This window comes from Prauserella cavernicola (assembly GCF_016595675.1).
In the GTDB taxonomy this organism is placed as follows: domain Bacteria; phylum Actinomycetota; class Actinomycetes; order Mycobacteriales; family Pseudonocardiaceae; genus Prauserella_A; species Prauserella_A cavernicola.
Genome location: NZ_JAENJH010000002.1, coordinates 195,722 through 217,928, shown reverse-complemented (window position 1 = coordinate 217,928; position 22,207 = coordinate 195,722). Strand labels below are relative to the sequence as shown.

The following is a 22,207-nucleotide window of genomic DNA, read 5'->3' as shown; positions in this document are numbered from 1 at the left end:
CCTTACTCTTGCTTCGTGGATCCGACGCAGCTGGCGATGTCCGGTCCGCTGCTGCTCGCGGCGGGCGTGGCGCTGCTCGCCGGGACCATTTCCTTCGCCTCTCCGTGCGTCGTGCCGCTCGTTCCCGGTTACCTCGCCTACCTCGCCGCGCTCGTCGGGTCCGACGCTCCCGCCGTCAAGCCGGGTGAGGAGCGCAAGAAGGGCCGCCGCGCCGTCGTCGGGGCCGCGGGGCTGTTCGTGCTCGGGTTCACCGTCGTCTTCACCGCGGGAGTCGGCAGTCTGGTCTGGCTGGCCGACGCTCTGTGGGTCAACCAGGAGACGCTGCAACGCGTCGGCGGCGTGGTGACCATCGCGATGGCGCTGGTCTTCCTCGGCCTCGTCCCCGGACTGCAGCGTGATCTCCGTTCGCACCACGTGCCCAAGGCCGGGCTGTGGGGTGCGCCCGTGCTCGGTGCCGTGTTCGGGCTCGGCTGGACGCCGTGCATCGGCCCGACACTGTCCGGCGTGCTGTCCATCGCGGCGGCCAGCGGCGGCACCGGAGCGCGCGGCTTCGTGCTCGTGCTCGTCTACTGCCTCGGCCTCGGCCTGCCGTTCCTGCTGATCGCCGCTGGCGCCAGGTGGGCTGTCGGCGCCACCGACTGGCTGCGCCGCAACGGCAGGATCGTGCAGCTCGTCGGCGGCGGGCTGTTGCTCGTGGTCGGCGTGCTGCTGGTCACGGGGCTGTGGGCCGAGCTGGTCGCCTGGATGCGCGACGCGTTCATCACCGACACGAGGCTCCCGCTGTGACCGACACCCTCACGCCAGAACGCGAGCAGTACCGCCCGACCCGCATCCGCAAGGTCCTGGCCTTCCTGCGCAACACCTGGCGCGGGCTGACGTCCATGCGCACGGCGCTGGTGCTGCTGTTCCTGCTCGCGCTGGCCGCGTTGCCCGGCGCACTGCTGCCGCAGCGCGACCTCAACGAGCCGAAGGTGCGCGAGTACATCACCCAGCACGGCTGGTGGGGGCAGCTGCTCGACCGGCTGCAGTTCTTCGACGTCTACGCCAGCGTCTGGTTCTCGGCGATCTACCTGCTGCTGATGGTCTCGCTGGTCGGCTGCCTCGCCCCGCGCAGCGTCGACTACATCCGCTCCATGCGCGCCAAGCCCGTGCTGACGCCGCGCAACCTCTCGCGGATGCCGCACCACACGCGGGCCGAGCTCGACGCCGACCCCGACGAGGTGCTGGCGGCGGCCACCAAGCGACTGCGCGGCTGGCGCAAGGTCGAGCGCGAGGAGAAGAACGGCGCGCGCAGCATCAGCGCCGAGCGCGGCTACCTGCGCGAGACCGGCAACCTGTTCTTCCACTTCGGCATGCTCGGCGTGATCATCACGTTCGCGCTGGGCGCGATGTACTCCTACGAGGGCCAGGTGATCGTCTTCGCCGACGGCTCCGACGCCTCCGAGTTCTGCAACTCCGGCATCTACGCCTACGACTCGTTCAACCCGGGCCTGCGCGTCGATGGCACGCAGCTGACGCCGTTCTGCTTCCGCGTCAACGACTTCAAGGCGACCTACGCCGACAGCGGCCAGCCGATCGCCTACGAGTCGAACCTCGAGTACCAGTCCGGCGACGACCTCGCCGACAACACGTGGCGGCCCTACCACCTCGAGGTCAACGAGCCGCTGCGCACCGACGGCGACCGGGTCTACCTGCTCGACCACGGCTTCGCCCCCGAGTTCACGGTCACCTTCCCCGACGGCTCCACCAGGACGCACTCGATCCAGTGGCGGCCGGTCGACAACACCACCGGGCTGTCCGAGGGCGCCACGAAGTTCGAGACGCCCGGCATCACCGATCCGGTGGAGCGCAGGGAGAACCAGCTGGCCGTCACCGGGCTGTTCGCGCCGACGGCGATGTTGCAGGGCAAGGTCCTGACGTCGGCGGGCCCGCAGCTCACCGATCCCGCCGTCGCGGTCGACGTGATGCGCGGCGACCTCGGCGTCGACTCCGGCCGGGGCCAGTCGATCTTCGAGATCGATCAGTCGATGGTGGACAGTGGCAGGCTCGAGCGGGTCGCCAGGGAGAACCTCGAGGTCGGCCAGCAGCTGAGGCTCGACGACGGCACGACCGTGCGCTTCGACGGCGTCAACCAGTGGGTGTCGCTGCAGGTCTCGCACGACCCGACCCAGGTGTGGGTGCTGGGCTTCGCCGTCGCGATGTTCGCGGGGCTCGGTGGCTCGCTGTTCATCAAACGCCGCCGGGTGTGGGTCCGCGTGACCCCCGCACAGGGCGCCGACGACCAACGACTTACTGTAGTAGAGGTGGGCGGTCTCGCCCGCACAGATCAGGCCGGGTACGGCGAGGAGTTCGCCAAGATCGCCGACGACCTCCTGTCCGGTGACAGAAAGGCACGCTGATGCCGGTGAACGAGACGTTGTCGCAGTACAGCGACTGGTCCTACACCACAGCGGTGGCGGTGTACGTCCTCGCGATGGTGTTCTTCCTGGTCGAGCAGTCCTTCGGTCGCAAGGGCAAGCAGGCCGCCGCGCGCACGCGCTCGCGTGAGCTGGTCGGCGCGGGCGCCCCGGCGACCACCGAGACCACGCCGCCCGCGGGTGCGCCGCCCGCTCGTCCCGAGCGCACGCGCGCCGACCGCATGGGCAACATGGGCGTGGCCCTCACCGTGCTCGGAGCGCTGCTGCACCTGCTCTCGCTCGTACTCCGCGGGCTCGCGACCGATCGCGTGCCCTGGGGCAACATGTACGAGTACATCGCGATCATCTGCTTCGTGACGGTCGTGACCTGGCTCGTGGTGCTGCGCAAGTCGCCGGTCCGGCACCTGTCGGCGTTCGTGCTGCTGCCGGTCGTGATGCTGATGTTCATCGGCGGCACCTGGCTCTACGCGATCGCCGCGCCGCTGCAGCCGGCGCTCCAGTCGTACTGGCTCGTCATCCACGTCTCCGCCGCCGCGGTCGGCTCCGGCATCTTCCTGATCCCCGGCGTCGCGAGCCTCCTTTACCTGGTGAAGGCACGCAACGAGACGAACCCGGCCAAGTTCGCGCGCTTCGGTCCCAAGCTGCCGGGGCTCGAGGTGCTGGACCGGATCGCCTACCGCACCACGGTCTTCGCGTTCCCGGTCTTCACCTTCGGTGTGCTGTGCGGCGCGGTGTGGGCCGAGGCGGCGTGGGGCCGGTTCTGGGGCTGGGACCCCAAGGAGACCGTCGCGTTCATCGCCTGGGTGATCTACGCCGCCTATCTGCACTCGCGTGCGACGGCGGGCTGGCGGGGCAACCGGGCCGCGGTGATCAACGTGATCGGCTTCGCGGCCACGGTGTTCAACCTGTTCTTCGTGAACCTCGTGACGGTGGGTCTTCACTCGTACGCCTAGGCGATCTGCCACCTCGAGGTGGTACCGACTACCGTCGCAGGTGAAGGTAGAGGGGAGAACCTCGCGACCATCGGAGGAATGACGCGGTGACCGGACCCACTGAACCCAACGGGCAGGATCAGCCGCTCTCGTCCGAGGCGAGCACGGACTCCACCCGGCACCCGGGCGTGCCGCCCACCCAGCAGCACCCGGCACCGCAGCAACCGCCCGTGCAACAGCAGGCGTACCAGCCCCAGCAGGCCCAGTACGACCCGAACCTGCCCCCACTGAGCCCGCACGCGCAGCAGCACCCGCAGGCGCAACAGGCCCAGCCACAGCAGCCGCAACAGCCGCAACAGCAGGCACCGCCGCCACAGCAGCAGTACCAGCAGGCGCAGCACCCGTACGCCTCGCAGCCGCAGGGTGGGCAGCTGCCGCCGCTGCCCCAGCCGCAGCGCTCGCGGCACGCGATGGGCGGCGGATCCGACCTCACCGGCGCCCAGCTGGTCAAGCGCTCCAAGCGCACGCCGCAGTCCGGCTGGCGCAAGGCGCTGTACCTGGGCTCGGGCAAGCTCATCAACCCGGGCGAGAGCCCCGCCGACCGCAGGCGCCGCGAGCTGATCTCGCAGGTCAACCAACCGCTACGGGGCTGCTACAAGATCGCGATGCTCAGCCTCAAGGGTGGCGTCGGCAAGACCACCACCACGACCACGCTCGGCTCCACGTTCGCGTCGCTGCGCGGTGACCGCGTGGTCGCGGTGGACGCCAACCCCGACCGGGGCACGCTGTCGCAGAAGATCCCGATCGAGACCACGGCCACCGTGCGGCACCTGCTGCGCGACGCCGACCGCATCACGCGCTACAGCGATGTGCGGGCCTACACCTCGCAGGGCGCGAGCAGGCTGGAGATCCTCGCCAGCGAGCAGGACCCGGCCGTCTCGGAGGCGTTCTCGGAAGCCGACTACCGGCGCACGGTCTCGCTGCTCGAGCACTTCTACAACATCGTGCTGACCGACTGCGGCACCGGACTGATGCACTCGGCGATGAAGGGCGTGCTCGACTCGGCGGACTCGCTGGTGATCGTGTCGTCCGGCTCGGTGGACGGGGCTCGCAGCGCGTCGGCCACGCTCGACTGGCTCGACGCCCACGGCTACGGCGACCTGGTGAAACGCTCGGTCACAGTGATCAACTCGGTGCGCCCGAAGGCGGGCTCCGTGGATCTGGACAAGCTGGCCGCGCACTTCGCGGCGCGGACTCGCGGGGTCGTGCGGATCCCGTTCGACCCGCATCTGGAAGAGGGCGCCGAGATCGACCTCGAGCGCCTGCAGGACGACACGCGACTCGCCCTGCTCGAACTCGCGGCAACGGTGGCCGACGGGTTCGCCGCCGACCGGATGGTGCGCTGAGCGCCTCTCGCAGGCGGCTCAGCGCACCCTGTGCTCAGTTCTTGTCGTCCTCTTCAGGCTTCTTCTGTTGCTCACCGAGCTTGCGAAGGAAGTCGGGGTCGTCGTCGGGTGCGACAGAACTCGGACGTTGCGGAACTCCGACACGTTCGGCGCCGAACACCCGCCACAACACGACAGCGATGGTGAGCGCGCCAATAGCCGCGAGCAGGTAGAGCATGCTCGCTCCCTTCCGGTGGGCTGCACGAGGTGGGCTGTGCTTTCCCCGAGATTACCCTTTTGCCGGGTTCGGGGGCGGAGGGTGCCCCTGCGCCACTGCAGGGTTGCCCTCCGTCACCACGTGAACACCGCTGCGGGGCCCAGCTCAGATGTGCTTGGGCTCGTTGGCGTCGGTGGTCAGCTCGGCGAGGAGCTCGTTCACCTCTGACTCGCGGAACCGGCGGTGTCCGCCGGGGGTGCGGATCGAGCCGATGCGCCCTGCCGTCGCCCAACGGGTCACCGTCTTGGGGTCCACCCGGAACAACGAGGCGACCTCGCCCGGTGTCAGTAGCCGTCCTCCCGTGGTCGCGGTCACTTTCCGCCTCCTTCACACCTTCATTGCTATACCGAGTGCGCGTCGGGATTCACAATCCGGCGTGCCTGGTCTGGAACCCCACAATCGTTGCACTTCACCCTTCGGGTACTCGAACGGTTGTCAAAGGGTAAAGAGGTAGTAAGGGACAAAAGGGCCGGTTCGGACACCGATTCGATGGCTCTAGCCTGGGGCCGTGGACCAAGTCGATCGCAAGATCATCGCCGAGCTCAGGAACAACGGCAGGGCGACGTATGCCGAGCTCGGCAGAACCGTCGGCCTCTCCGCCTCATCCGTACACGAACGCGTCGGAAAACTCGAGGCCGCCGGGGTGATCACCGGCTACCACGCGGTCGTCGACCCTCGCACGGTCGGGCTCGGCGTCACCGCACTGGTCGGCATCCAGCCCACCGACACCGCCTCCGACGACGAGGTCGCGGTGTCGCTCGGCGAGCTCGCCGAGGTGGAGAGCTGCTACGCCGTCGCCGGTGACGAGGCGTTCGTCGTCAAGGTCAGGGTGGAGACCGTCGACGAGCTGGAGAGCACCCTCGGCAGGCTGCGCCGCATCCACGGCGTCGCGCGCACGCACACCACCGTGGTGCTGTCGACGCGCTTCGAGGGCAGGCCCAACAACACCGGCCTGGAGCTGCCGGAAGGCGCCGCGAAGAGCGGTTGAGCGAGGGGTAGATTCGGAGAACGTGAGCGAACGACCCGGCGAGCATCTCGCCCGCGACCTGACTCTGTACGTCCTGGCGCGTTTCGTGCTGGTCGCGGTGGTGACCGCACTGCTCGTGCTGGTGGGGGTGCCGCTGCTGGTGGCGCTGGCCGTCGGCCTCGTGCTCGGCCTGCCGCTCGGCCTGCTGCTGCTCCGCAAGCTCAACGCCCGTGTCACCGCGGGCCTTGCCGCCCGCAACGAGGGCAGGGCGAAGCAGCGCGCCGCCCTGCGGGCCGAGCTGCGCGGCGACCGGCCGGAGTCCGAGTGAGCGAGTCCGCGGACCGGGCCGCCTGGGTCCGGGAGGCCGTGCGCGTCCTCGAGGCCGACGCCAACCGCAGCGCCGACACCCATCTGTTGGTGTTTCCTTTACCTTCCGACTGGGGGATCGACCTTTACCTCAAGGACGAGTCGGTGCACCCGACCGGCTCTCTCAAGCACCGGCTCGCCCGCTCGCTGTTCCTCTACGGGCTCGTCAACGGCCAGATCGGGCCGGACACGGTGCTCGTCGAGGCCTCGAGCGGCTCCACGGCGGTCTCCGAGGCCTACTTCGCCAGGATGCTCGGCCTCGAGTTCGTCACCGTCGTGCCGCGCAGGACGAGCCAGGAGAAGATCGACCTCATCCAGTTCTACGGCGGCCGGTGTCACTTCGTGGACGCCCCGCCCGCGATGTACACCGAGGCCGAACGGCTCGCCGCCGAGTGCGGAGGCCACTACCTCGACCAGTTCACCTTCGCCGAGCGGGCGACCGACTGGCGTGGAAACAACAACATCGCCGAGTCGGTGTTCGCGCAGATGCGCTCCGAGCGGCACCCGGTGCCGTCATGGATCGTGGTGGGCGCGGGCACTGGCGGCACGAGCGCGACGTTCGGCCGCTACGTCCGCTATCGCAGGCACCACACGCGCGTCGCCGTGGTCGACCCCGAGAACTCGGCGTTCTTCGGCGCCTGGGAGACCGGTGCGCACGACTACGGCACCGGAATGCCCTCGCGCATCGAGGGCATCGGCAGGCCCCGCGTGGAGCCCTCGTTCGTGCCGGAGATCATCGACGAGATGTTCCAGGTGCCCGACGCGGCCTCGCTCGCCGCGATCCGGTTCCTGCGTGAGCGCACCGGGCACTGGGCGGGCGGCTCGACCGGCACCAACCTGCACGGGGCGTTCACGCTGATCTCGCGGATGCTCGCGAATGGCGAGCAGGGCAGCGTCGTGACGTTGCTCTGCGACGGTGGCGAGCGCTACGCCAAGACCTACTACGACGACGACTGGATCGCGGAGCAGGGCCACGACCTCGCCCCGCACCTGGCCGCGCTGGAGCGCTTCGCCGAGACCGGCCGCTTTCCTAGCTGAACGCCAGCGCGGCGCCGGTGAGCACGGCCCACGCGAGCATCGCCATGCCGGTGCCGCCGAGCACCGGGATCAGCGCCCTGCCCTGGCCGCCGCCCGCGATCGTGCGCACCGGGACCAGCAGCAGTGGCGCGGCGAGCAGGCCCAGCAGGGCCAGCGGGTTCGCGAAGGCCAGCGCCACGGTGACCACGAACGGCACGCCCACGAGCGCCAGGTAAAGGCGGCGCGTGCCGCCGTCGCCGAGCTTCACGGCGAGGGTGTGCTTGCCCGACTCGCGGTCGGTGGGGATGTCGCGGAGGTTGTTGGCCACGAGCACGCCGGTGGAGAGGCTGCCGATCGCGACGGCGCAGCCCAGTGCCTGCCAGCTGACCGTGCCCGCCTGCACGTAGACGGTGCCGAGCACGGCGGCGAGGCCGAAGAACACGAACACGGCGACCTCGCCGAGGCCCGCGTAGCCGTAGGGCCGCCTGCCGCCGGTGTAGAACCACGCGCCCGCGATGCACGCGGCCCCGAGCAGCAGCAGCCACCACGTGCCCGTCGCGGCCACGAGGACGACCCCGAGCACCCCGGCCGTGCCCAGCGAGGCGAGCGCGGCGGCGAGCACCACCTTGGGCTTCGCCACGCCGGAGCCCACGAGCCGCAGCGGGCCGACGCGCTCGGTGTCGGTGCCGCGGATTCCGTCGGAGTAGTCGTTGGCGAAGTTGACGCCGACGATCAGCGCGAGCGCGACGAGCAGCGCCAGCAGTGACTGCCACCACGTGAACGCGCCGAGCTGCACCGTCGCGCCCACGCCTGCCAGCACGGGGGCGACGGCGTTGGGCAAGGTCCGCGGCCGCGCCCCCTCGATCCACTCCGCAACGGTTGCCATGCGCCCATTCTTTCGCCCCGCCGATCAGCGCCCGCCGCGAGGCCGGGCGAAGCCGGGCAAGGTCAGCGAGTTCAGCACCGCGGCGGAGGGGCCGCGGCGCGGACGTGGGCGGCCGAGACGTACTTGTCCCGCGCGAGGCGGTACCAGCCGTCGGTGGCTCCCTGCGAGCCGTCCTGCCACTGGCCGCGGGCGACGCACTCGATGCGCACCTGTGCGTGCCGCGCTGCCATGCCCACCTGCGGCGCCGACCTGGACGCGCCCGAGCGGACGTGCAGCGTCCACGGCGCCGCGACGGTGCCCCACGGGCCGTGGCCGGTCCACTGGTAGGTCACGGTCACCCACGCGTTGTCGGCCAGCCGCAGGCCGTCCCAGAACGTCCCGTCGCCGAGGTCGATGCCCGCCGGGTTCTTGACCCTGCGGCCGAAGCCGTCGCGTCCGCCGTTGTGGCCGTTCTCGTAGGCCGCCTGGGCCTGCGGCTTGCCGTGGGGCAGGTCGCGCCAGGTCTCGCGCTGGGCGTTCCAGTGGTCGTCCTTGGTGTTCCACGGGCCGACGTCCCACACCGGGGCCCACTCGCAGCGCGCCTCCCGCGCGGTGCACACCTTGACGGTGTAGTCGCCGCCGCCGCGCGTCGCGAGCCCTCGCCGCGAGGGCAGGGCGACGAAGTGGTCCCGGTTGGTGATCACGTGCCCGTTGGCGGTGGTGCCGCCGACCAGGCCCTCGCGGGTGGCGAAGACCCGGAACGCCATGCCGGCGGCCGCCGCGGTGCTCTCGGTGGTCTCGGTGGTCTCGGTGGAGGAGTCCTGCCACGCCGTCAACGTCACGGGCTCCTCGGGCTCGTGCTCGCCGGTGACCACGAGCCGCGTCTGCACGGTCGTGGTGCGCTCCGGCAACACAGCCGGGCGCCGCCCGTCGATCTCGATCCACTCGGACCACGTGCCGTCGGCGTGCTGCCCGCGCACGTCCACGGCCGCGCCGTCGCCGGGCGAGGTCGCCGAGACGGTGTTGACGCCGAGCTCGAGGCGTCGCACGGGCTGGTCGGTGACGCCGAGCTCCTGCGGAGCCGTGGTCACCAGGGGAAGGTCGGACCGAGCGGGATCGAGGGTCCAGGTGATCCGTTCGGCCGCCTTCGACTGCGCCTGCGTGAGGGGCAGTGTCAGTGCCACGACCGCCGCCAACGCCGCTGACCTGCATCTTCGGTGAGTCATGTCCGCAGCCAAAGCGGCGAGGGGGCCGCTGTCAACGAACCACGACGTGGCGTCGTAGAACGCCAGCCTGCCGAGTTACCCCCGCAGGGTGGCCCTCACCGCGGCGCGGTCGACCTTGCCCGGTCCGATCAGGGGCAGCTCGGCGACGAACCGCAGCCGCTTCGGCACGCCCGCTGCGCCGAGTGCCTCGCGGACGTGGGATCGCAGCTCGTCCGGGTCCGGTTCGGCGCCTTCCGGCACGACTGCGGCGGCCACGACCTGTCCCCACTCCGGATCGGGCAGGCCCACCACACACGCCGCACGCACCCCGGGATGGCCGGTCAGTGCCCGCTCGACGCTGCCCGCCGGCACCTTCACCCCGCCCGTGTTGATCACGTCGTCGGCGCGGCCGAGCACCTCGAGCCGTCCGTCCTCGTGCAGCGTGCCGAGGTCGCTCGTCCGGAACCAGCCGCCGGAGAACGCCTCGGCCGTGAGGTCGGGGCGCAGCCGGTAGCCGTGGGCGAGGACGTCGCCGGCGAGCTCCACCCGGTCGCCCTCGCCGAGGCGCACGCGCACCCCGTCCAGCGGCACGCCCTCGTACACGCAGCCCGACGCCGTCTCGCTCATGCCGTAGGCCGACACCACGCGCACCCCGGCCGCTCGCGCCCGCTCGCGCAGACTCTCGTCGAGCCGCGCGCCGCCCAGCACGATGGCGTCGAACCCGTCCGCTCCCGCTCCACCGGCGTCGAGCAGTCGCGCGAGCTGGGTGGGCACCAGCGCCGTGTAGTGCGGGCCCGGCAGCGCGAACAGTGCGGCGGCCGCCTCGGCGAACGCCGCCGGGTCGAACCCGCCCGAGGTGTCCAGCACCAGTGGCTGCGTGCCCGCGACGTGCGCGCGGGTGAGCACCTGCAGCCCGCCGACGTAGTTCGCGGGCGTGGCCAGCAGCCATCGGCCCGGCCCGCCGAGCCGTGCGTGGGTGGCTTCGGCCGAGGCCAGCAGGGCACTCGCCGAGAGCAGCACGCCCTTCGGCCCGCCCGTCGAGCCCGACGTCGGGATCAGCACCGCCGTTCCGGGCTCTGCCGGCGTGCCCGGCTCCATCGCGTCGCGCAGACCCTCGGCGGTCGGGTTGCGCGGGTCCAGCGGGAGCACGGCCTCGCCGCCGTCCAGTGCCGCGAGCAGTGCGCCCCGCAGCTCGGCCGCCGAGTCCGGGTCGCCGCCGGTCCAGACGATCCGCATCAGGGGCGCATCAGTAGTAGTAGGGGTAGGCCGACCAGTCGGGTTCGCGCTTCTGCAGGAACGAGTCGCGGCCCTCGACGGCCTCGTCCTGCATGTAGGCGAGCCGCGTCGCCTCACCCGCGAAGACCTGCTGACCGACGAGCCCGTCGTCGATCAGGTTGAACGAGTACTTGAGCATGCGCTGTGCGGTCGGCGACTTGCCGAGTGCCTCCATCGACCACTCCAGCGCCGTGCGCTCCAGCTCGGCGTGCGGGACGGCGGCGTTGACCGCGCCCATCTGGAACGCCTGCTCTGCGGTGTAGGACCTGCCGAGGAAGAAGATCTCGCGGGCGAACTTCTGGCCGACCTGGCGTGCGAGATAGGCCGAGCCGAAGCCGCCGTCGAAGGAGCCCACGTCGGCGTCGGTCTGCTTGAACCGCGCGTGCTCGGCCGAGGCGAGCGTGAGGTCGCACACGACGTGCAGCGAGTGGCCTCCGCCCGCCGCCCAGCCGGGCACCACCGCGATGACGATCTTCGGCATGAACCTGATCAGGCGCTGTACCTCGAGAATGTGCAGCCTGCCCGCCCGCGCGGGGTCGATCGTGTCCGAAGTCTCGCCGTCCGCGTACTGATACCCGGAGCGGCCGCGAATACGCTGGTCACCGCCGGAACAGAACGCCCATCCGCCGTCCTTGGGCGAAGGGCCGTTGCCGGTGAGCAGGACGCAGCCGACGTCCGAGCTCATGCGGGCGTGGTCGAGCGCACGAAAAAGCTCGTCGACGGTGTGCGGCCGGAAAGCGTTACGGACCTCGGGACGGTCGAACGCGATCCGGGCGACGTGCTTGCCGGATCGGCTTTCCGTGGAACGGTGATAGGTGATGTCGGTGAAGTCGAAGCCCTCCAGCGGTGTCCACGCGGCGGGGTCGAACAGTTCCGAGACCTGGGCGTCATGCACGCTTGGGAGAATATGCCGTTCATCCGTCAGGCTTGAGGGGGCTCGCTCGTGAACCCTTCCACCGCGCAGGCGAGGGTCATCGTCGACGAGCTCGTTCGCAACACCGTGTCCCACGTGGTGCTCTGCCCGGGGTCGCGCAACGCGCCGCTGTCGCTCGCGCTCTACGACGCCGCGGCAGCGGGCAAGCTCACGCTGCACGTGCGCGTCGACGAGCGCAGCGGGGGCTTCCTCGCGCTCGGTATCGCGGCGCGCACGGGGAGGCCCGTCGCCGTCGTGTGCACCTCCGGCACCGCCGCGGCCAACTTCCACCCTGCCGTGCTGGAGGCCGACCGCGCGGGCGTGCCGCTGATCGTGCTCACCGCCGATCGCCCGCCCGAGCTGCGCGCCGCCGGTGCCAACCAGGTCATCGACCAGCACGACCTCTACGGCAACGCCGTGCGCTACTTCGACGAGCTCGCCGTCGCCGAGCGTAGGGCGGGCCAGAACGCGTACTGGCGCAGCCAGGTCTGCCGGGCGTGGAACGCGGCCTACGGCGAGTGGCGCTGCGGGCCCGTGCACCTCAATGTGCCGTTCCGCGAGCCGCTCGTTCCCGACGGCAAGGACGGCCCCGACGACTGGTACGAGTCGCTCGACGGCCGCCCGCGCGGCGCCCGCTGGACGGAGCTGCCCGACTTCGGCGCGCTGCCCTCGTTCGTGGTGCCTTCGGCGCGCCACGGCCTGGTGATCGCGTGCGACGCGGGTGTGCGCGCGGCCAGTGAGTGGGGCGAGCTGCACGGCTGGCCGGTGGTCGCCGAGACGGGAGGGCTGGGGCTCGGCGGCGCGACGGCGATGTCCGGTGGCGCGTGGCTGCTCGGAGTCGAGGAGTTCATCGCCGAGCACAAGCCCGAACAGGTGCTGTGCATCGGCAGGCCCACGGTGTTCCGGCAGGTGCAGCGGCTGCTGTCCGACCCCGCCGTCGAGGTGCTGCTCGTGCGCCCCGACTCCGACTGGCCCGCTCCCGCGCACAACGTCCGCCAGGTGGGGCAGTGGTTCGACGAGCCGACCAAGCCCTCGGATCCGGAGTGGCTCGCGCGCTGGCAGCGGGCCGACGCCGCGGCGACGGACGCCGTGCATCGCACGCTGGCCGCCGAGGCGTGGCCGACCGGACTGCGCGTGGCCGAGGAACTGGTGCGCGGGCTGCCGCAGGACTCGCTGCTGGTGGTGGGCTCGTCCAACCCGGCGCGCGACGTCGCACTGGCCGGTGGCCTGCGGCCTGACGTGCTGGTGCACCGCAACCGGGGTGTCGCCGGCATCGACGGCACGGTGTCCACGGCGATCGGCGCGGCCACCGTGCACCGAGGCCCCTCGTACGCGCTGCTCGGCGACCTGACGTTCCTGCACGACATCAACGGCCTGCTCACCGGGCCCTCGGAGCAGCGGCCCGACCTGACGATCGTGGTGCTCAACGACGACGGCGGCGGCATCTTCTCGCTGCTGGAGCAGGGCGCGCCCGAGCACAGCGACAGCTTCGAGCGGGTCTTCGGCACCCCGCACGGCGCCGACATCTCGGCGCTCTGCGCCGGCTACCGCGTGCCGCACACGCTGGCCGAGTCGCTCACGGAGTTCCGGGCGGCGCTGGCGCCTCGCCCCGGCCTGCGGGTGGTGGAGGTGCGAGTGGACCGTTCGCGGCACCGCGACCTGCACGCGCGCCTGCGAGCCGAGGTAGCCGAAGCGGTCACCCACGCCTGACACCCCCGCCGCCGGTCGCCTCGTGCGGTGAAGGGCACCTTTACTGCGTTGAACGCAGTAAAGGTGCCCTTCACCGCAGTCGTGCGCGGGGCAAGAAGCACCTTTCGGCTGTGCCCGCGATGTGAAAACGGCGCTAAGTTGCCCGCCATGCGGTTTCCAATTCGCGCCGGTGTCGGCGCCGTCGCGACGGGTCTCGCGACAGTCCTGTTGGCCACCACGGCCAGCGCCGTTCCAGCGCCGGGTGCTCCCGGCGTCGGCGACCCGTACTACCCGGGGGCCGGCAACGGTGGGTACGACGTCGGCCACTACGACATCCGGCTCACCTACCAGCCCGACACCGACCTGCTGGCGGGCACCACGACGATCCTCGCCACCACCACGCAGGAGCTCTCCAGCTTCAACCTCGACTTCGGGCTGAAGGTCGACTCGGTTCGCGTGAACAACCGGCCGGCCGGATTCGCCAAGGACGCCGACGACGCCAGCGAACTGGTGGTCACCCCGCACGAGCCGCTGGCACAGAACCAGCCCGTGACCGTCGTGGTGAGCTACGCCGACGTGCCCTCGAAGCTCACGATCGACGGCTACCAGGCGTGGAAGAAGACGCCCACCGGCGCGCTCGCCGTCGACCAGCCGACCATCGCCGAGTGGTGGTTCCCCTCCAACGACCACCCCACCGACAAGGCCACCTTCGACATCTCCGTCGAGGTTCCCGACGACGTCTCGGCGCTGTCCAACGGCACGCTCGTGCGCAAGACCAAGCTGCGCGAGGACTGGACGCGCTGGAACTGGCGCAGCACCGAGCCGATGGCCACCTACCTGGCGTTCATCGCCGTCGGCGACTACGAGGTGCTGGAGTCCGAGACGCCGGACGGCCAGCCGTTCGTCACCGCGTACGACCCGCTGCTCGGGTCGAGCCTGCCCGCGGCGAAGGCGAGCATCGAGCGCTCGCCCGAGGTCGTCGAGTTCCTGGAGGGCTTCTTCGGCCCGTACCCGTTCGAGGCGCAGGGCGGCATCGCCACCACCGGACTCGGCTTCGCGCTGGAGAACCAGACGCGTTCGGTGTACGACGAGGCGTTCTTCCGCTCCGGCAGCAACATGTCGGTGGTGGCGCACGAGAACGCGCACCAGTGGTTCGGCGACGCGGTGGCGCTCGGCGCGTGGAGCGACATCTGGCTCAACGAGGGCTTCTCCACCTACGCCGAGTACCTGTGGTCGGAGCACGTCGGCGAGGGCACGGCCGACGAACTGGCGCAGTACATCTACCAGCTCTACCCGGCCGACGACGAGTTCTGGCAGGTGCTGCCGGGCGATCCCGGCGCGGAGAACCAGTTCGACGCCGCCGTCTATGACCGGGGCGCGCTCGCGGCGCACGCACTGCGCAAGGCCGTCGGCGACGACGCGTTCTTCACGATCCTGCGTACGTGGCTCGAGGAGAAGAACGAGAGCCACGGCACGATCCCGGAGTTCGTGGAGCTGGCCGAGCGCATCTCCGGGCAGCAGCTTGACCAGGTGTTCGACACGTGGTTGTTCACCGAGGGCAAGCCGGAGCAGAGCCCCAACGGACCCGAGGCCGCGCGCCTGGCACCGGTGGCGCAGCCGGAGTCGTACCCGCAGATCAAGCTGACGCACGAGCGACTCGCCGCGGGCGGCTGAGCCGGGCCGCTATGCTCGCCGCGTGCTGGGAGTCCCGAACGAGCGAGCGTTGCGCATCGGCGGCTGGGTGGTCCTCGGCGTAGCCGGCGTGATCACCCTGCTCTGCGCGACGCTGGTCTTCGGGTCCCTGCGCGGAGACCGGGCGATCGCGGCCAACCACGGCGTCGCGACGGCGCAGGTCGACCAGGTGTTCTTCGACCGGACGATCATCCGGTTCGAGACGCCGGACGGCGTGGCGCACAGCCCGTCGAACGGGGTGCTCTACCCGGACGGTCTCGCCGCGGGCCAGCTCGTGCGTATCGAGTACGACACGACCAACCCGGACCTCGCGAAGGTCGCTGGCCGCACGTGGCTGCTGACGCTGTTGCCCACGGGCATGATGGTGCTGATCACCTGGGCGATCGCCGGACCGCTGCTGTGGTGGCTCCGTTCGCGTCGCCGCAAGGCGGCCGAGCAGCCAGCCGCGGCAGAGCCCGAGTCCCAGCCCCAGCCGAAGCCGTAACCGCGGTGAAGGGCACCTTTACTGCGTTAGATGCAGTAAAGGTGCCCTTCACCGCAGGTGGTGTGGCCGGGACGTGCCCGGCCATCAGCTCGTCGGGAGCGGGGTCACTCCCGACCACCAGCCCATCACCTCGTCGGCGACGCCGGGCGCGGCCACCAGCAGGCCGTCGGCAGGCAGGGCGCTGCCCTCGCCGTGCCGGTCGAGCACCACGGCGCCCGCCTCGATGGCCAGCGCGACCGCTCCCGCGACGTCCCACTCGTGGTAGCTGTGCAGCACCGCCGCCGTCGCGTGGCCCAGCGCGACCTGCGCGATCGACAGCGCCGCCGAGCCGAGCACCCTGACCCCGGCGTGCGCGGCGGCCGCGCGCTCGATGAACTCACCCATGCCAGGCCACGGACCGGTGCGCGCCAGCTCGGTGCACACGATCGCGCCCGCCGTCCGCGCCCGCTCCGTGAGCAGCACGGGACTGCCGTTCGCCCGCGCGCCCCTGCCCCTGGCCGCCGCGTAGATCTGGCCCCGGTACGGGTCGGCGACCACGCCGACCACGGGCCCGGACGCGTCGACCAGCGCGAGGCTGTAGGCGCACCACGGCACGCCCGCGACGTAGTTCGCCGTGCCGTCGACCGGGTCCACCACCCAGCGGTACTCGGCGGCCTCGGCGCCGACGTCGGAGCCGTATTCCTCGCCGACGACGGGGATGCCGGGGAACTCTGAGGTCAGCACGCGCCGCGTGTGCCGTTCGAGGGTGCGATCGGTGTCGGTGACCCAGTCGAACGGCGAGTCCTTGGTGCCGGGGTGGGCGCCTCGTCCCGCGGTCGCGGTGATCACGTCCGTGGCGTCGTTGGCCAGGCGGCCCGCGACCTCGAGGGCACTGGAGAGCAGGCCGGGCTCGACGGGACGTGCCCGGCGGGAGGACAAGAGCGTCATGCGTCTCTAATGTGGCGGCGCCGAGTGTCCGGCACACGACATGGAGATGACAAGTCGCTCGCGATTTCTGAACGACTACACGTTGTGACATCGCGGTGCAGAAGTTCCGGCGCCGTTGTCTCTGCCGTTACGTGTCCGTGGCCCTGGTGCCCCTGACCGCTGCCAGAGTCCGGTATGTGCGAGTCGCCATCGTCACCGAGAGCTTCCTGCCGCAGGTGAACGGCGTGACCAACTCCGTGCTCAGGGTCGTGGAGCACCTGGGCGAGCGCGGGCACGACGTGCTCGTGATCGCGCCGGGAGCCGGGCCGGAGGAGTATCGGGGCGCGCCCGTCGTGCGGGTGCCAGCCGTGGACCTGCCGGTCGTCAACTCCCTTCCTGTCGGTGTGCCGACCAGGACCGTGCTCACCGCGCTGGCGAGCTTCGGGCCGGACGTGGTCCACCTGGCGTCACCCTTCGTGGTCGGTGCCCGTGGCCTCGCCGCAGCGCGCAGGCTCGGGGTGCCGGTGGTGGCCGTCTACCAGACCGACATCGCCGGGTTCGCCTCCGCGTACGGTCTCGGCCTCGGCGCCAGGGCCGCGTGGCGCTGGGTGCGCCGCCTGCACTGCAGGGCCGACCGGACGCTCGCGCCGTCCACGCACTCTGCTCGGGAACTGCGGCTGCACGGGGTGCCCCGGGTGCACCGCTGGGGCAGGGGCGTCGACATCGAGCGGTTCTCCCCGGCTCGCGCGGACGCGGCGCTGCGCGCGGAGCTGGCTCCGAACGGCGAGGTGCTGGTGGGCTTCGTCGGCAGGCTCGCGCCGGAGAAGGAGGTCGACCGCCTGGCGAGCCTCGCAGGGATCGACGGCATCCGGGTGGTCGTGGTGGGCGAGGGGCCCGATCTCGACGGCCTGCGCGAGCAGCTGCCCGACGCCGCGTTCCTCGGCGCCCGCTACGGAGACGAGCTGGCCACCGCCTACGCGAGCCTCGACGTGTTCGTGCACACCGGCCCGCACGAGACATTCTGCCAGGCCGTGCAGGAGGCGCAGGCATCGGGACTGCCGGTGCTCGCGCCCGCGGCTGGCGGCCCTCGCGACCTGGTGGATTCCGGCGCGACGGGGTTCCTGCTGCCGCCCGAGCGGTCGCGGTTCGCGAGTGAGCTGGTGGCCAGGGTCGAGCAGCTCCGCGACGACGGGCACCTGCGCGAACGGCTGGGCGAACAGGCGAGACGCAGCGTGCTGGGCCGCACCTGGCCCGCGGTGTGCGCCGAGCTCGTCGGCCACTACGAGGCGGTGCGAGGCCACGTCCTCCGGGCGGCGTGATGCACATCGTGCAGCTCGCGAACTTCTACGGTCCGCGTTCGGGCGGGCTGCGGACGGCGCTGCACCACCTCGGCGCCGGCTACGTCACGAGCGGGCACCGCGTGACGCTCGTCGTGCCGGGTCCGCACCACGCCGACGAGAGCCTGCCGGACGGCGTGCGCCGGGTGACGTTGCCCGCGCCGCGCATCCCCGGCACCGGCGGCTACCGGGCCGTCGACCCGTACCGCGTCCGCGGGCTGCTGGACACGCTGGAGCCCGACCGGCTCGAGGTCTCCGACCGGCTCACCCTGCGCGGCATGGGCCGCTGGGCCCGTGACCGCGAGGTGCCGAGCGTGGTGATCTCGCACGAGCGCCTCGACCGGCTGCTCGAACAGTTCCTGCTACCGGAGCAGGTGGCGCGCCGGGTCGCCGACGCCGCGAACCGGCGCATGGCCGCGAGCTACGACAAGGTGGTGTGCACCACGGCGTTCGCCCGCGCCGAGTTCGACCGGATCGGCGCGCCGAACGTGCAGCGCGTGCCGCTCGGCGTCGACCTGAGCGCGTTCACCCCCGGCCTGCGCGACCACACGTGGCGGCGCGTGCTCTCCGGCGGCGCCGACGCGCTGATCGTGCACTGTGGACGGCTCTCGCCCGAGAAGCACGTGGAGCGCAGCGTCGACACGGTGGCCGAGCTCACCGAGTCCGGTGCCAGGGTGCGGCTCGTCGTCGCCGGTGACGGGCCGAGGCGCAGGGCGCTCGAACGCCGCGCGCGAGGGCTGCCGGTGACGTTCCTCGGGTTCCTCTCCGACCGCGCCCAGGTCGCGCGGCTGCTCGCCAGTGCCGACGTCTCGCTCGCGCCGGGTCCGCACGAGACGTTCGGGCTCGCGGCGCTGGAGGCGCTCGCCTCCGGCACGCCCGTGGTGGTGTCGGCCTCGTCGGCGCTGCGCGAGATCGTCCGGCCGGGCTGCGGCGCGGCGGTCGCCGACCACGCGCCCGCGTTCGCCACCGCCGTCACCGGTCTGCTCGAGTCGCCGGAGCCCGATCGCAGGGCAGCGGCGAGGGCGCGGGCCGAGGAGTTCGCCTGGCCGGTCTCCGTGCGCGGGATGCTGTCGGTGCTCGCCTAGACTCCGGGCATGTCACGAGCGAGCCTGGACAAGGATCCTCGCGAAGTAGCCGCCATGTTCGATGGAGTCGCGGCAGGCTACGACCGAGCGAACTCGGTGATGACGTTCGGTTTCGACCGGCGCTGGCGCATCACCACGGCGAAGGTTCTGGACGCCAGGCGCGGGGAGACCGTGCTCGACCTGGCTGCCGGCACCGGGGTGTCGACGAAGGAGTACGCCCGCAGCGGCGCGTACTGCGTCGCCGCCGACTTCTCGCTCGAGATGCTGCGCAACGGGCTCGACCGTGGCGTGCCCATGGTGGCCGCCGACGCGCTGCGGCTGCCCTTCGCCGACGACAGCTTCGACGCGGCGACGATCTCGTTCGGCATCCGGAACTTCGTGGACACCAAGGCCGCGCTCACCGAGATCGCCAGGGTCGTCAAGCCGGGAGGCAGGCTCGTGATCTGCGAGGTGTCGACGCCCACGTTCCCGCCGATCCGGTTCCTCTACCGCAAGGTGCTCCTGCGGGCCATGACCTGGCTCGGCAGGCGCGCATCGTCCAATCCGGACGCCTACGGCTACCTCGCCGAGTCGATGCTCGACTGGCCCGACCAGCGCTCTCTGGGCGAGATCATCGCCTCGGCGGGCTGGACGAAGGTGGAGTGGCTGAACCTCACCTTCGGCGTCGTGGCCATCCACCGTGCCCGCAAGCCCGAAGCGGGCGAGTGAGCGGAAGGGCCGCCGCGCGCCTTCCGTAGACTCGGCCGCATGACTCAGGACGCCGAGGTCATCGTCGTCGGTGCGGGACCCGCCGGATCGACGGTGGCCACGTACCTCGCCCGCTCGGGCGTGGACGTGCTGCTGCTCGAGAAGACCACCTTCCCCCGCGAGAAGGTGTGCGGCGACGGCCTCACGCCGCGCGGGGTGAAGCAGCTCATCGACCTCGGCCTCGACACGAGCCAGGACGCGGGCTGGGTGCACAGCAGGGGGCTGCGCATCCTCACCGGCGACCTGACGCTCGAGCTGGACTGGCCGGACCTGACGAGCTACCCGCCCTACGGTGTCTCGCGCACCCGGCACGACTTCGACGACCTGCTGGCCAAGACGGCCGTCAAGGCCGGGGCCAGGCTGTACGAGCGCACCACGGTCACGGGAGCGGTCACCAACGCCGCGGGCCGGGTGGTCGGCGTCGAGGCCAAGGTGGGCCCCGAGAAGACGCCGGTCACCTACCGCGCTCCGCTGGTGCTCGCGTGCGACGGCGTCTCCGCGCGCCTCGCGCTGTCGGTGGGCATCGACAAGAACGAGAAGCGCCCGATGGGCGTGGCGGTGCGCCGCTACTACAAGAGCCCGCGTCACGACGACGCCTACATCGAGGGCCACCTCGAGCTGTGGGACCGTTCCGATCCGCGCAGGCCCGAACTGCTGCCCGGCTACGGCTGGGCCTTCCCGCTCGGCGACGGCACGGTGAACGTCGGGCTCGGCATGTTGTCGACGTCGAAGTCCTTCCGCAACACCGACTACCGCGCGCTGATGCGCTCGTGGCTCGACTCGACGCCCGAGGAATGGGGCTACCGCGAGGAGAACGCCGTCGGCAAGATCGGCGGCGCCGGGCTGCCGATGGGCTTCAACCGCACTCCGCACTACCGCGACGGCCTGCTGCTGCTCGGCGACGCGGGCGGCATGGTCAGCCCGTTCAACGGCGAGGGCATCTCGGCGGCGATGGAGTCGGCGCAACTGGCGGCCGAGCACGTCGTGCAGGCACTCGCGCGGCCGGAAGGCCCTTCGCGCGAGCGCGCGCTGAGCGGCTACCCGCGCGCGCTGTCGGACCTCATGGGCGGCTACTACCGGCTCGGCAACGTCTTCGCCAAGGCGATCGGCAAGCCGAAGGTGATGCGCGCGGCCACGAAGTACGGCCTGCGCGTCAATCCGCTCATCCCGCTGATCTACAAGGGCCTCTCGGGTTGCTACGACGCGAAGGGCGGCGACGGGGTCGACCGGATCATCGCGGCGCTCGCACGCGTCGCTCCGAGTGCCTGATCGGCACGTGGGAAACCTCACAGTACGGCTGTACTCCGGGCGCTGACAGCGCGGACTTTCGTCGCTTTTGTGCTGGTCGCCGTACTCGGGCGACCGTGCGTGCCCGCCTCGTCGCGCTGCAAGTTAGGTAACCCTTATACCACGCCTGCTAGCGACAACGCTGTGAGTCGCGTCCTACACTGCGGGCATGCTTTGTGAACGGCTTCACAACTTCGACGAGAAGCTTGTGAACCTTTTCACAAGCGGAGTTCTGTTCGAAGGTGGTGACCGCGGTGGTTGAACACGCCGGGTAAGGGTGGCCTAACTCTCAGAGGTGTGAGCCAGATCCCTTAGGGTCCCGCCCAGAAGTCGCGCAGAACACACGTCCGTAACGCAGCGGCGCGGAAAGGATGGTGCCGCAGTGAACTCATCGGTTGCCTCGGCAGGAGTGGTGTTGGCACAAGGCGGCCCGGATGCCGGCCTCGGTGTCTACCTGCCGCTGGTGCTGATCTTCGTCCTCGCGCTCGCCTTCGCGACGTTGTCCGTGCTGCTGGGGCCGTTACTCGGACCGAGTCGTTTCAACAGGGCAAAGTTCTCGGCCTACGAGTGCGGCATCGAACCGTCCCCGCAGCCGCTCGTCGGCGCGGGGCGGATGCCGGTCGCCTACTACGTGACCGCGATGCTGTTCATCCTCTTCGACATCGAGATGGTGTTCCTGTTCCCGTACGCGGTCTCGGCCGACGCGCTCGGCCTGTGGGGCGTCGCGGCGGCCACGCTCTTCATCGCAACCTTCTTCATCGCCGACGCCTACGTATGGCGGCGCGGCGGGCTGGATTGGAACTGAGGGCTATGGGTCTCGAAGAGAATCTCCCCAACGGAATCCTGCTGGCCAAGCTCGAGGGCGTGGTCAACTGGGCTCGCAAGAACTCCCTGTGGCCCGCGACGTTCGGGCTCGCCTGCTGCGCCATCGAGATGATGACCACCGGCGGGTCCCGCTACGACATCGCGCGGTTCGGCATGGAGCGCTTCAGTGCCACGCCGCGTCAGGCGGATCTGATGATCGTGGCGGGCCGGGTGACCCAGAAGATGGCTCCCGTCCTGCGTCAGATCTACGACCAGATGCCCGAGCCGCGCTGGGTGATCGCGATGGGCGTGTGCGCCTCCTCCGGCGGCATGTTCAACAACTACGCCGTCGTGCAGGGCGTCGACCACATCGTTCCCGTGGACATGTACCTGCCCGGCTGTCCGCCGAGGCCGGAGATGCTCCTCGACGCGATCCTCAAGCTGCACGCCAAGATCCAGGACGAGCCGATGGGCCCGCGCCGCGCCGCGGCCCGCGCGGCCAGCGGCGAGACCACCGCGATCGTGCCGTCGTCGATCAAGTACGCGAAGAAGTAGGT

At 71.0% G+C, this 22,207-nt stretch carries 23 protein-coding genes; 16 read left to right on the top strand and 7 right to left on the bottom strand.

What is annotated here, in order from left to right; genetic code table 11:
• The first annotated feature begins 36 nt into the window (after positions 1–36).
• The 4 genes from JHE00_RS07555 to JHE00_RS07540 all read left to right on the top strand — a co-directional run bounded on the left by JHE00_RS07555 (position 37) and on the right by JHE00_RS07540 (position 4,755).
• Complete coding sequence (locus JHE00_RS07555) at positions 37–786, top strand: cytochrome c biogenesis CcdA family protein (protein ID WP_200318240.1); 750 nt, start codon at positions 37–39, stop codon at positions 784–786.
• Positions 783–2,399, top strand: a complete 1,617-nt coding sequence (gene resB, locus JHE00_RS07550; RefSeq protein ID WP_372440374.1) for a cytochrome c biogenesis protein ResB — start codon at positions 783–785, stop codon at positions 2,397–2,399. Before JHE00_RS07555 ends, resB begins: the two co-directional genes overlap by 4 nt.
• On the top strand, positions 2,399–3,370 hold the full coding sequence (gene ccsB / locus JHE00_RS07545) for a c-type cytochrome biogenesis protein CcsB (RefSeq protein WP_200316210.1): 972 nt from the start codon (positions 2,399–2,401) through the stop codon (positions 3,368–3,370). The genes resB and ccsB overlap by 1 nt, the downstream gene beginning before the upstream one ends.
• An 86-nt stretch (positions 3,371–3,456) precedes the next feature.
• A complete protein-coding gene (locus JHE00_RS07540; protein WP_200316209.1) occupies positions 3,457–4,755 on the top strand; it encodes a MinD/ParA family ATP-binding protein in 1,299 nt (432 codons plus the stop codon).
• Between the two features lie 34 nt (positions 4,756–4,789).
• Here the strand turns inward: JHE00_RS07540 and JHE00_RS07535 are convergent, their stop codons facing one another.
• Together JHE00_RS07535 and JHE00_RS07530 are read right to left on the bottom strand one after the other, a co-directional pair.
• Complete coding sequence (locus JHE00_RS07535; protein WP_200316207.1) at positions 4,790–4,972, bottom strand: hypothetical protein; 183 nt, start codon at positions 4,970–4,972, stop codon at positions 4,790–4,792.
• 144 nt (positions 4,973–5,116) lie between these two features.
• Complete coding sequence (locus tag JHE00_RS07530; RefSeq protein ID WP_200316205.1) at positions 5,117–5,326, bottom strand: BldC family transcriptional regulator; 210 nt, start codon at positions 5,324–5,326, stop codon at positions 5,117–5,119.
• A gap of 193 nt (positions 5,327–5,519) precedes the next feature.
• Between JHE00_RS07530 and JHE00_RS07525 the strand changes: the two genes are divergently transcribed.
• From JHE00_RS07525 to cds1, 3 genes are read left to right on the top strand one after another with little or no spacing between them, the layout of a single operon-like run.
• Positions 5,520–5,999, top strand: coding sequence for an Lrp/AsnC family transcriptional regulator (locus tag JHE00_RS07525; protein WP_200316203.1), 480 nt, complete (start codon positions 5,520–5,522; stop codon positions 5,997–5,999).
• A 22-nt stretch (positions 6,000–6,021) separates the two neighbouring features.
• A complete protein-coding gene (locus JHE00_RS07520; RefSeq protein WP_200316200.1) occupies positions 6,022–6,306 on the top strand; it encodes a DUF4229 domain-containing protein in 285 nt (94 codons plus the stop codon).
• Positions 6,303–7,382, top strand: a complete 1,080-nt coding sequence (gene cds1 / locus JHE00_RS07515; RefSeq protein ID WP_200316198.1) for an L-cysteine desulfhydrase Cds1 — start codon at positions 6,303–6,305, stop codon at positions 7,380–7,382. The genes JHE00_RS07520 and cds1 overlap by 4 nt, the downstream gene beginning before the upstream one ends.
• On the opposite strand, the gene JHE00_RS07510 is transcribed toward cds1, so the two are convergent.
• From JHE00_RS07510 to JHE00_RS07495, 4 genes are all read right to left on the bottom strand, one after another.
• Positions 7,375–8,247, bottom strand: coding sequence for a 1,4-dihydroxy-2-naphthoate polyprenyltransferase (locus tag JHE00_RS07510; RefSeq protein ID WP_200316196.1), 873 nt, complete (start codon positions 8,245–8,247; stop codon positions 7,375–7,377). The two genes, cds1 and JHE00_RS07510, sit on opposite strands and share 8 nt — an antisense overlap.
• Before the next feature lie 71 nt (positions 8,248–8,318).
• The gene (locus tag JHE00_RS07505) at positions 8,319–9,410 is read right to left on the bottom strand and encodes a DUF8814 domain-containing protein (RefSeq protein ID WP_200316194.1); all 1,092 of its coding nucleotides are present in this window, start codon (positions 9,408–9,410) and stop codon (positions 8,319–8,321) included.
• Between the two features lie 117 nt (positions 9,411–9,527).
• A complete protein-coding gene (gene menE / locus JHE00_RS07500) occupies positions 9,528–10,667 on the bottom strand; it encodes an o-succinylbenzoate--CoA ligase (protein WP_200316192.1) in 1,140 nt (379 codons plus the stop codon).
• Between the two features lie 10 nt (positions 10,668–10,677).
• Entirely contained in the window at positions 10,678–11,601 is a 924-nt protein-coding gene (locus JHE00_RS07495; RefSeq protein WP_200316190.1) for a 1,4-dihydroxy-2-naphthoyl-CoA synthase, read from the bottom strand.
• Positions 11,602–11,649: 48 nt separating this feature from the next.
• On the opposite strand from JHE00_RS07495, the gene menD reads away from it, so the two are divergent.
• The 3 genes from menD (at position 11,650) to JHE00_RS07480 (ending at position 15,484) form a co-directional block, all read left to right on the top strand.
• On the top strand, positions 11,650–13,329 hold the full coding sequence (gene menD / locus JHE00_RS07490) for a 2-succinyl-5-enolpyruvyl-6-hydroxy-3-cyclohexene-1-carboxylic-acid synthase (RefSeq protein WP_200316188.1): 1,680 nt from the start codon (positions 11,650–11,652) through the stop codon (positions 13,327–13,329).
• Positions 13,330–13,476: 147 nt separating this feature from the next.
• Complete coding sequence (locus JHE00_RS07485) at positions 13,477–14,982, top strand: M1 family metallopeptidase (protein WP_200316186.1); 1,506 nt, start codon at positions 13,477–13,479, stop codon at positions 14,980–14,982.
• 25 nt (positions 14,983–15,007) lie between these two features.
• The gene (locus tag JHE00_RS07480; RefSeq protein WP_200318238.1) at positions 15,008–15,484 is read left to right on the top strand and encodes a DUF3592 domain-containing protein; all 477 of its coding nucleotides are present in this window, start codon (positions 15,008–15,010) and stop codon (positions 15,482–15,484) included.
• Between the two features lie 84 nt (positions 15,485–15,568).
• On the opposite strand, the gene JHE00_RS07475 is transcribed toward JHE00_RS07480, so the two are convergent.
• Positions 15,569–16,411 carry an inositol monophosphatase family protein gene (locus tag JHE00_RS07475; RefSeq protein ID WP_200316184.1) on the bottom strand — a complete coding sequence of 281 codons (843 nt, stop codon included), beginning with the start codon at positions 16,409–16,411 and terminating at the stop codon, positions 15,569–15,571.
• Positions 16,412–16,587: 176 nt separating this feature from the next.
• Between JHE00_RS07475 and JHE00_RS07470 the strand changes: the two genes are divergently transcribed.
• The 6 genes from JHE00_RS07470 (at position 16,588) to JHE00_RS07445 (ending at position 22,205) form a co-directional block, all read left to right on the top strand.
• Positions 16,588–17,709: a glycosyltransferase family 4 protein gene (locus tag JHE00_RS07470; RefSeq protein WP_200316183.1), complete on the top strand. Its 1,122-nt coding sequence runs from the start codon at positions 16,588–16,590 to the stop codon at positions 17,707–17,709.
• Positions 17,709–18,812 (top strand): glycosyltransferase, encoded by a 1,104-nt coding sequence (locus JHE00_RS07465; protein WP_200316181.1) that lies wholly within the window; start codon positions 17,709–17,711, stop codon positions 18,810–18,812. Before JHE00_RS07470 ends, JHE00_RS07465 begins: the two co-directional genes overlap by 1 nt.
• Before the next feature lie 9 nt (positions 18,813–18,821).
• On the top strand, positions 18,822–19,520 hold the full coding sequence (locus tag JHE00_RS07460) for a demethylmenaquinone methyltransferase (RefSeq protein WP_200316179.1): 699 nt from the start codon (positions 18,822–18,824) through the stop codon (positions 19,518–19,520).
• Positions 19,521–19,559: 39 nt separating this feature from the next.
• Positions 19,560–20,828 (top strand): geranylgeranyl reductase family protein, encoded by a 1,269-nt coding sequence (locus JHE00_RS07455; RefSeq protein WP_200316177.1) that lies wholly within the window; start codon positions 19,560–19,562, stop codon positions 20,826–20,828.
• Positions 20,829–21,228: 400 nt separating this feature from the next.
• Entirely contained in the window at positions 21,229–21,651 is a 423-nt protein-coding gene (locus tag JHE00_RS07450; protein ID WP_200316175.1) for an NADH-quinone oxidoreductase subunit A, read from the top strand.
• 5 nt (positions 21,652–21,656) lie between these two features.
• On the top strand, positions 21,657–22,205 hold the full coding sequence (locus JHE00_RS07445; protein WP_200316173.1) for a NuoB/complex I 20 kDa subunit family protein: 549 nt from the start codon (positions 21,657–21,659) through the stop codon (positions 22,203–22,205).
• The last annotated feature ends 2 nt before the right edge of the window (positions 22,206–22,207 follow it).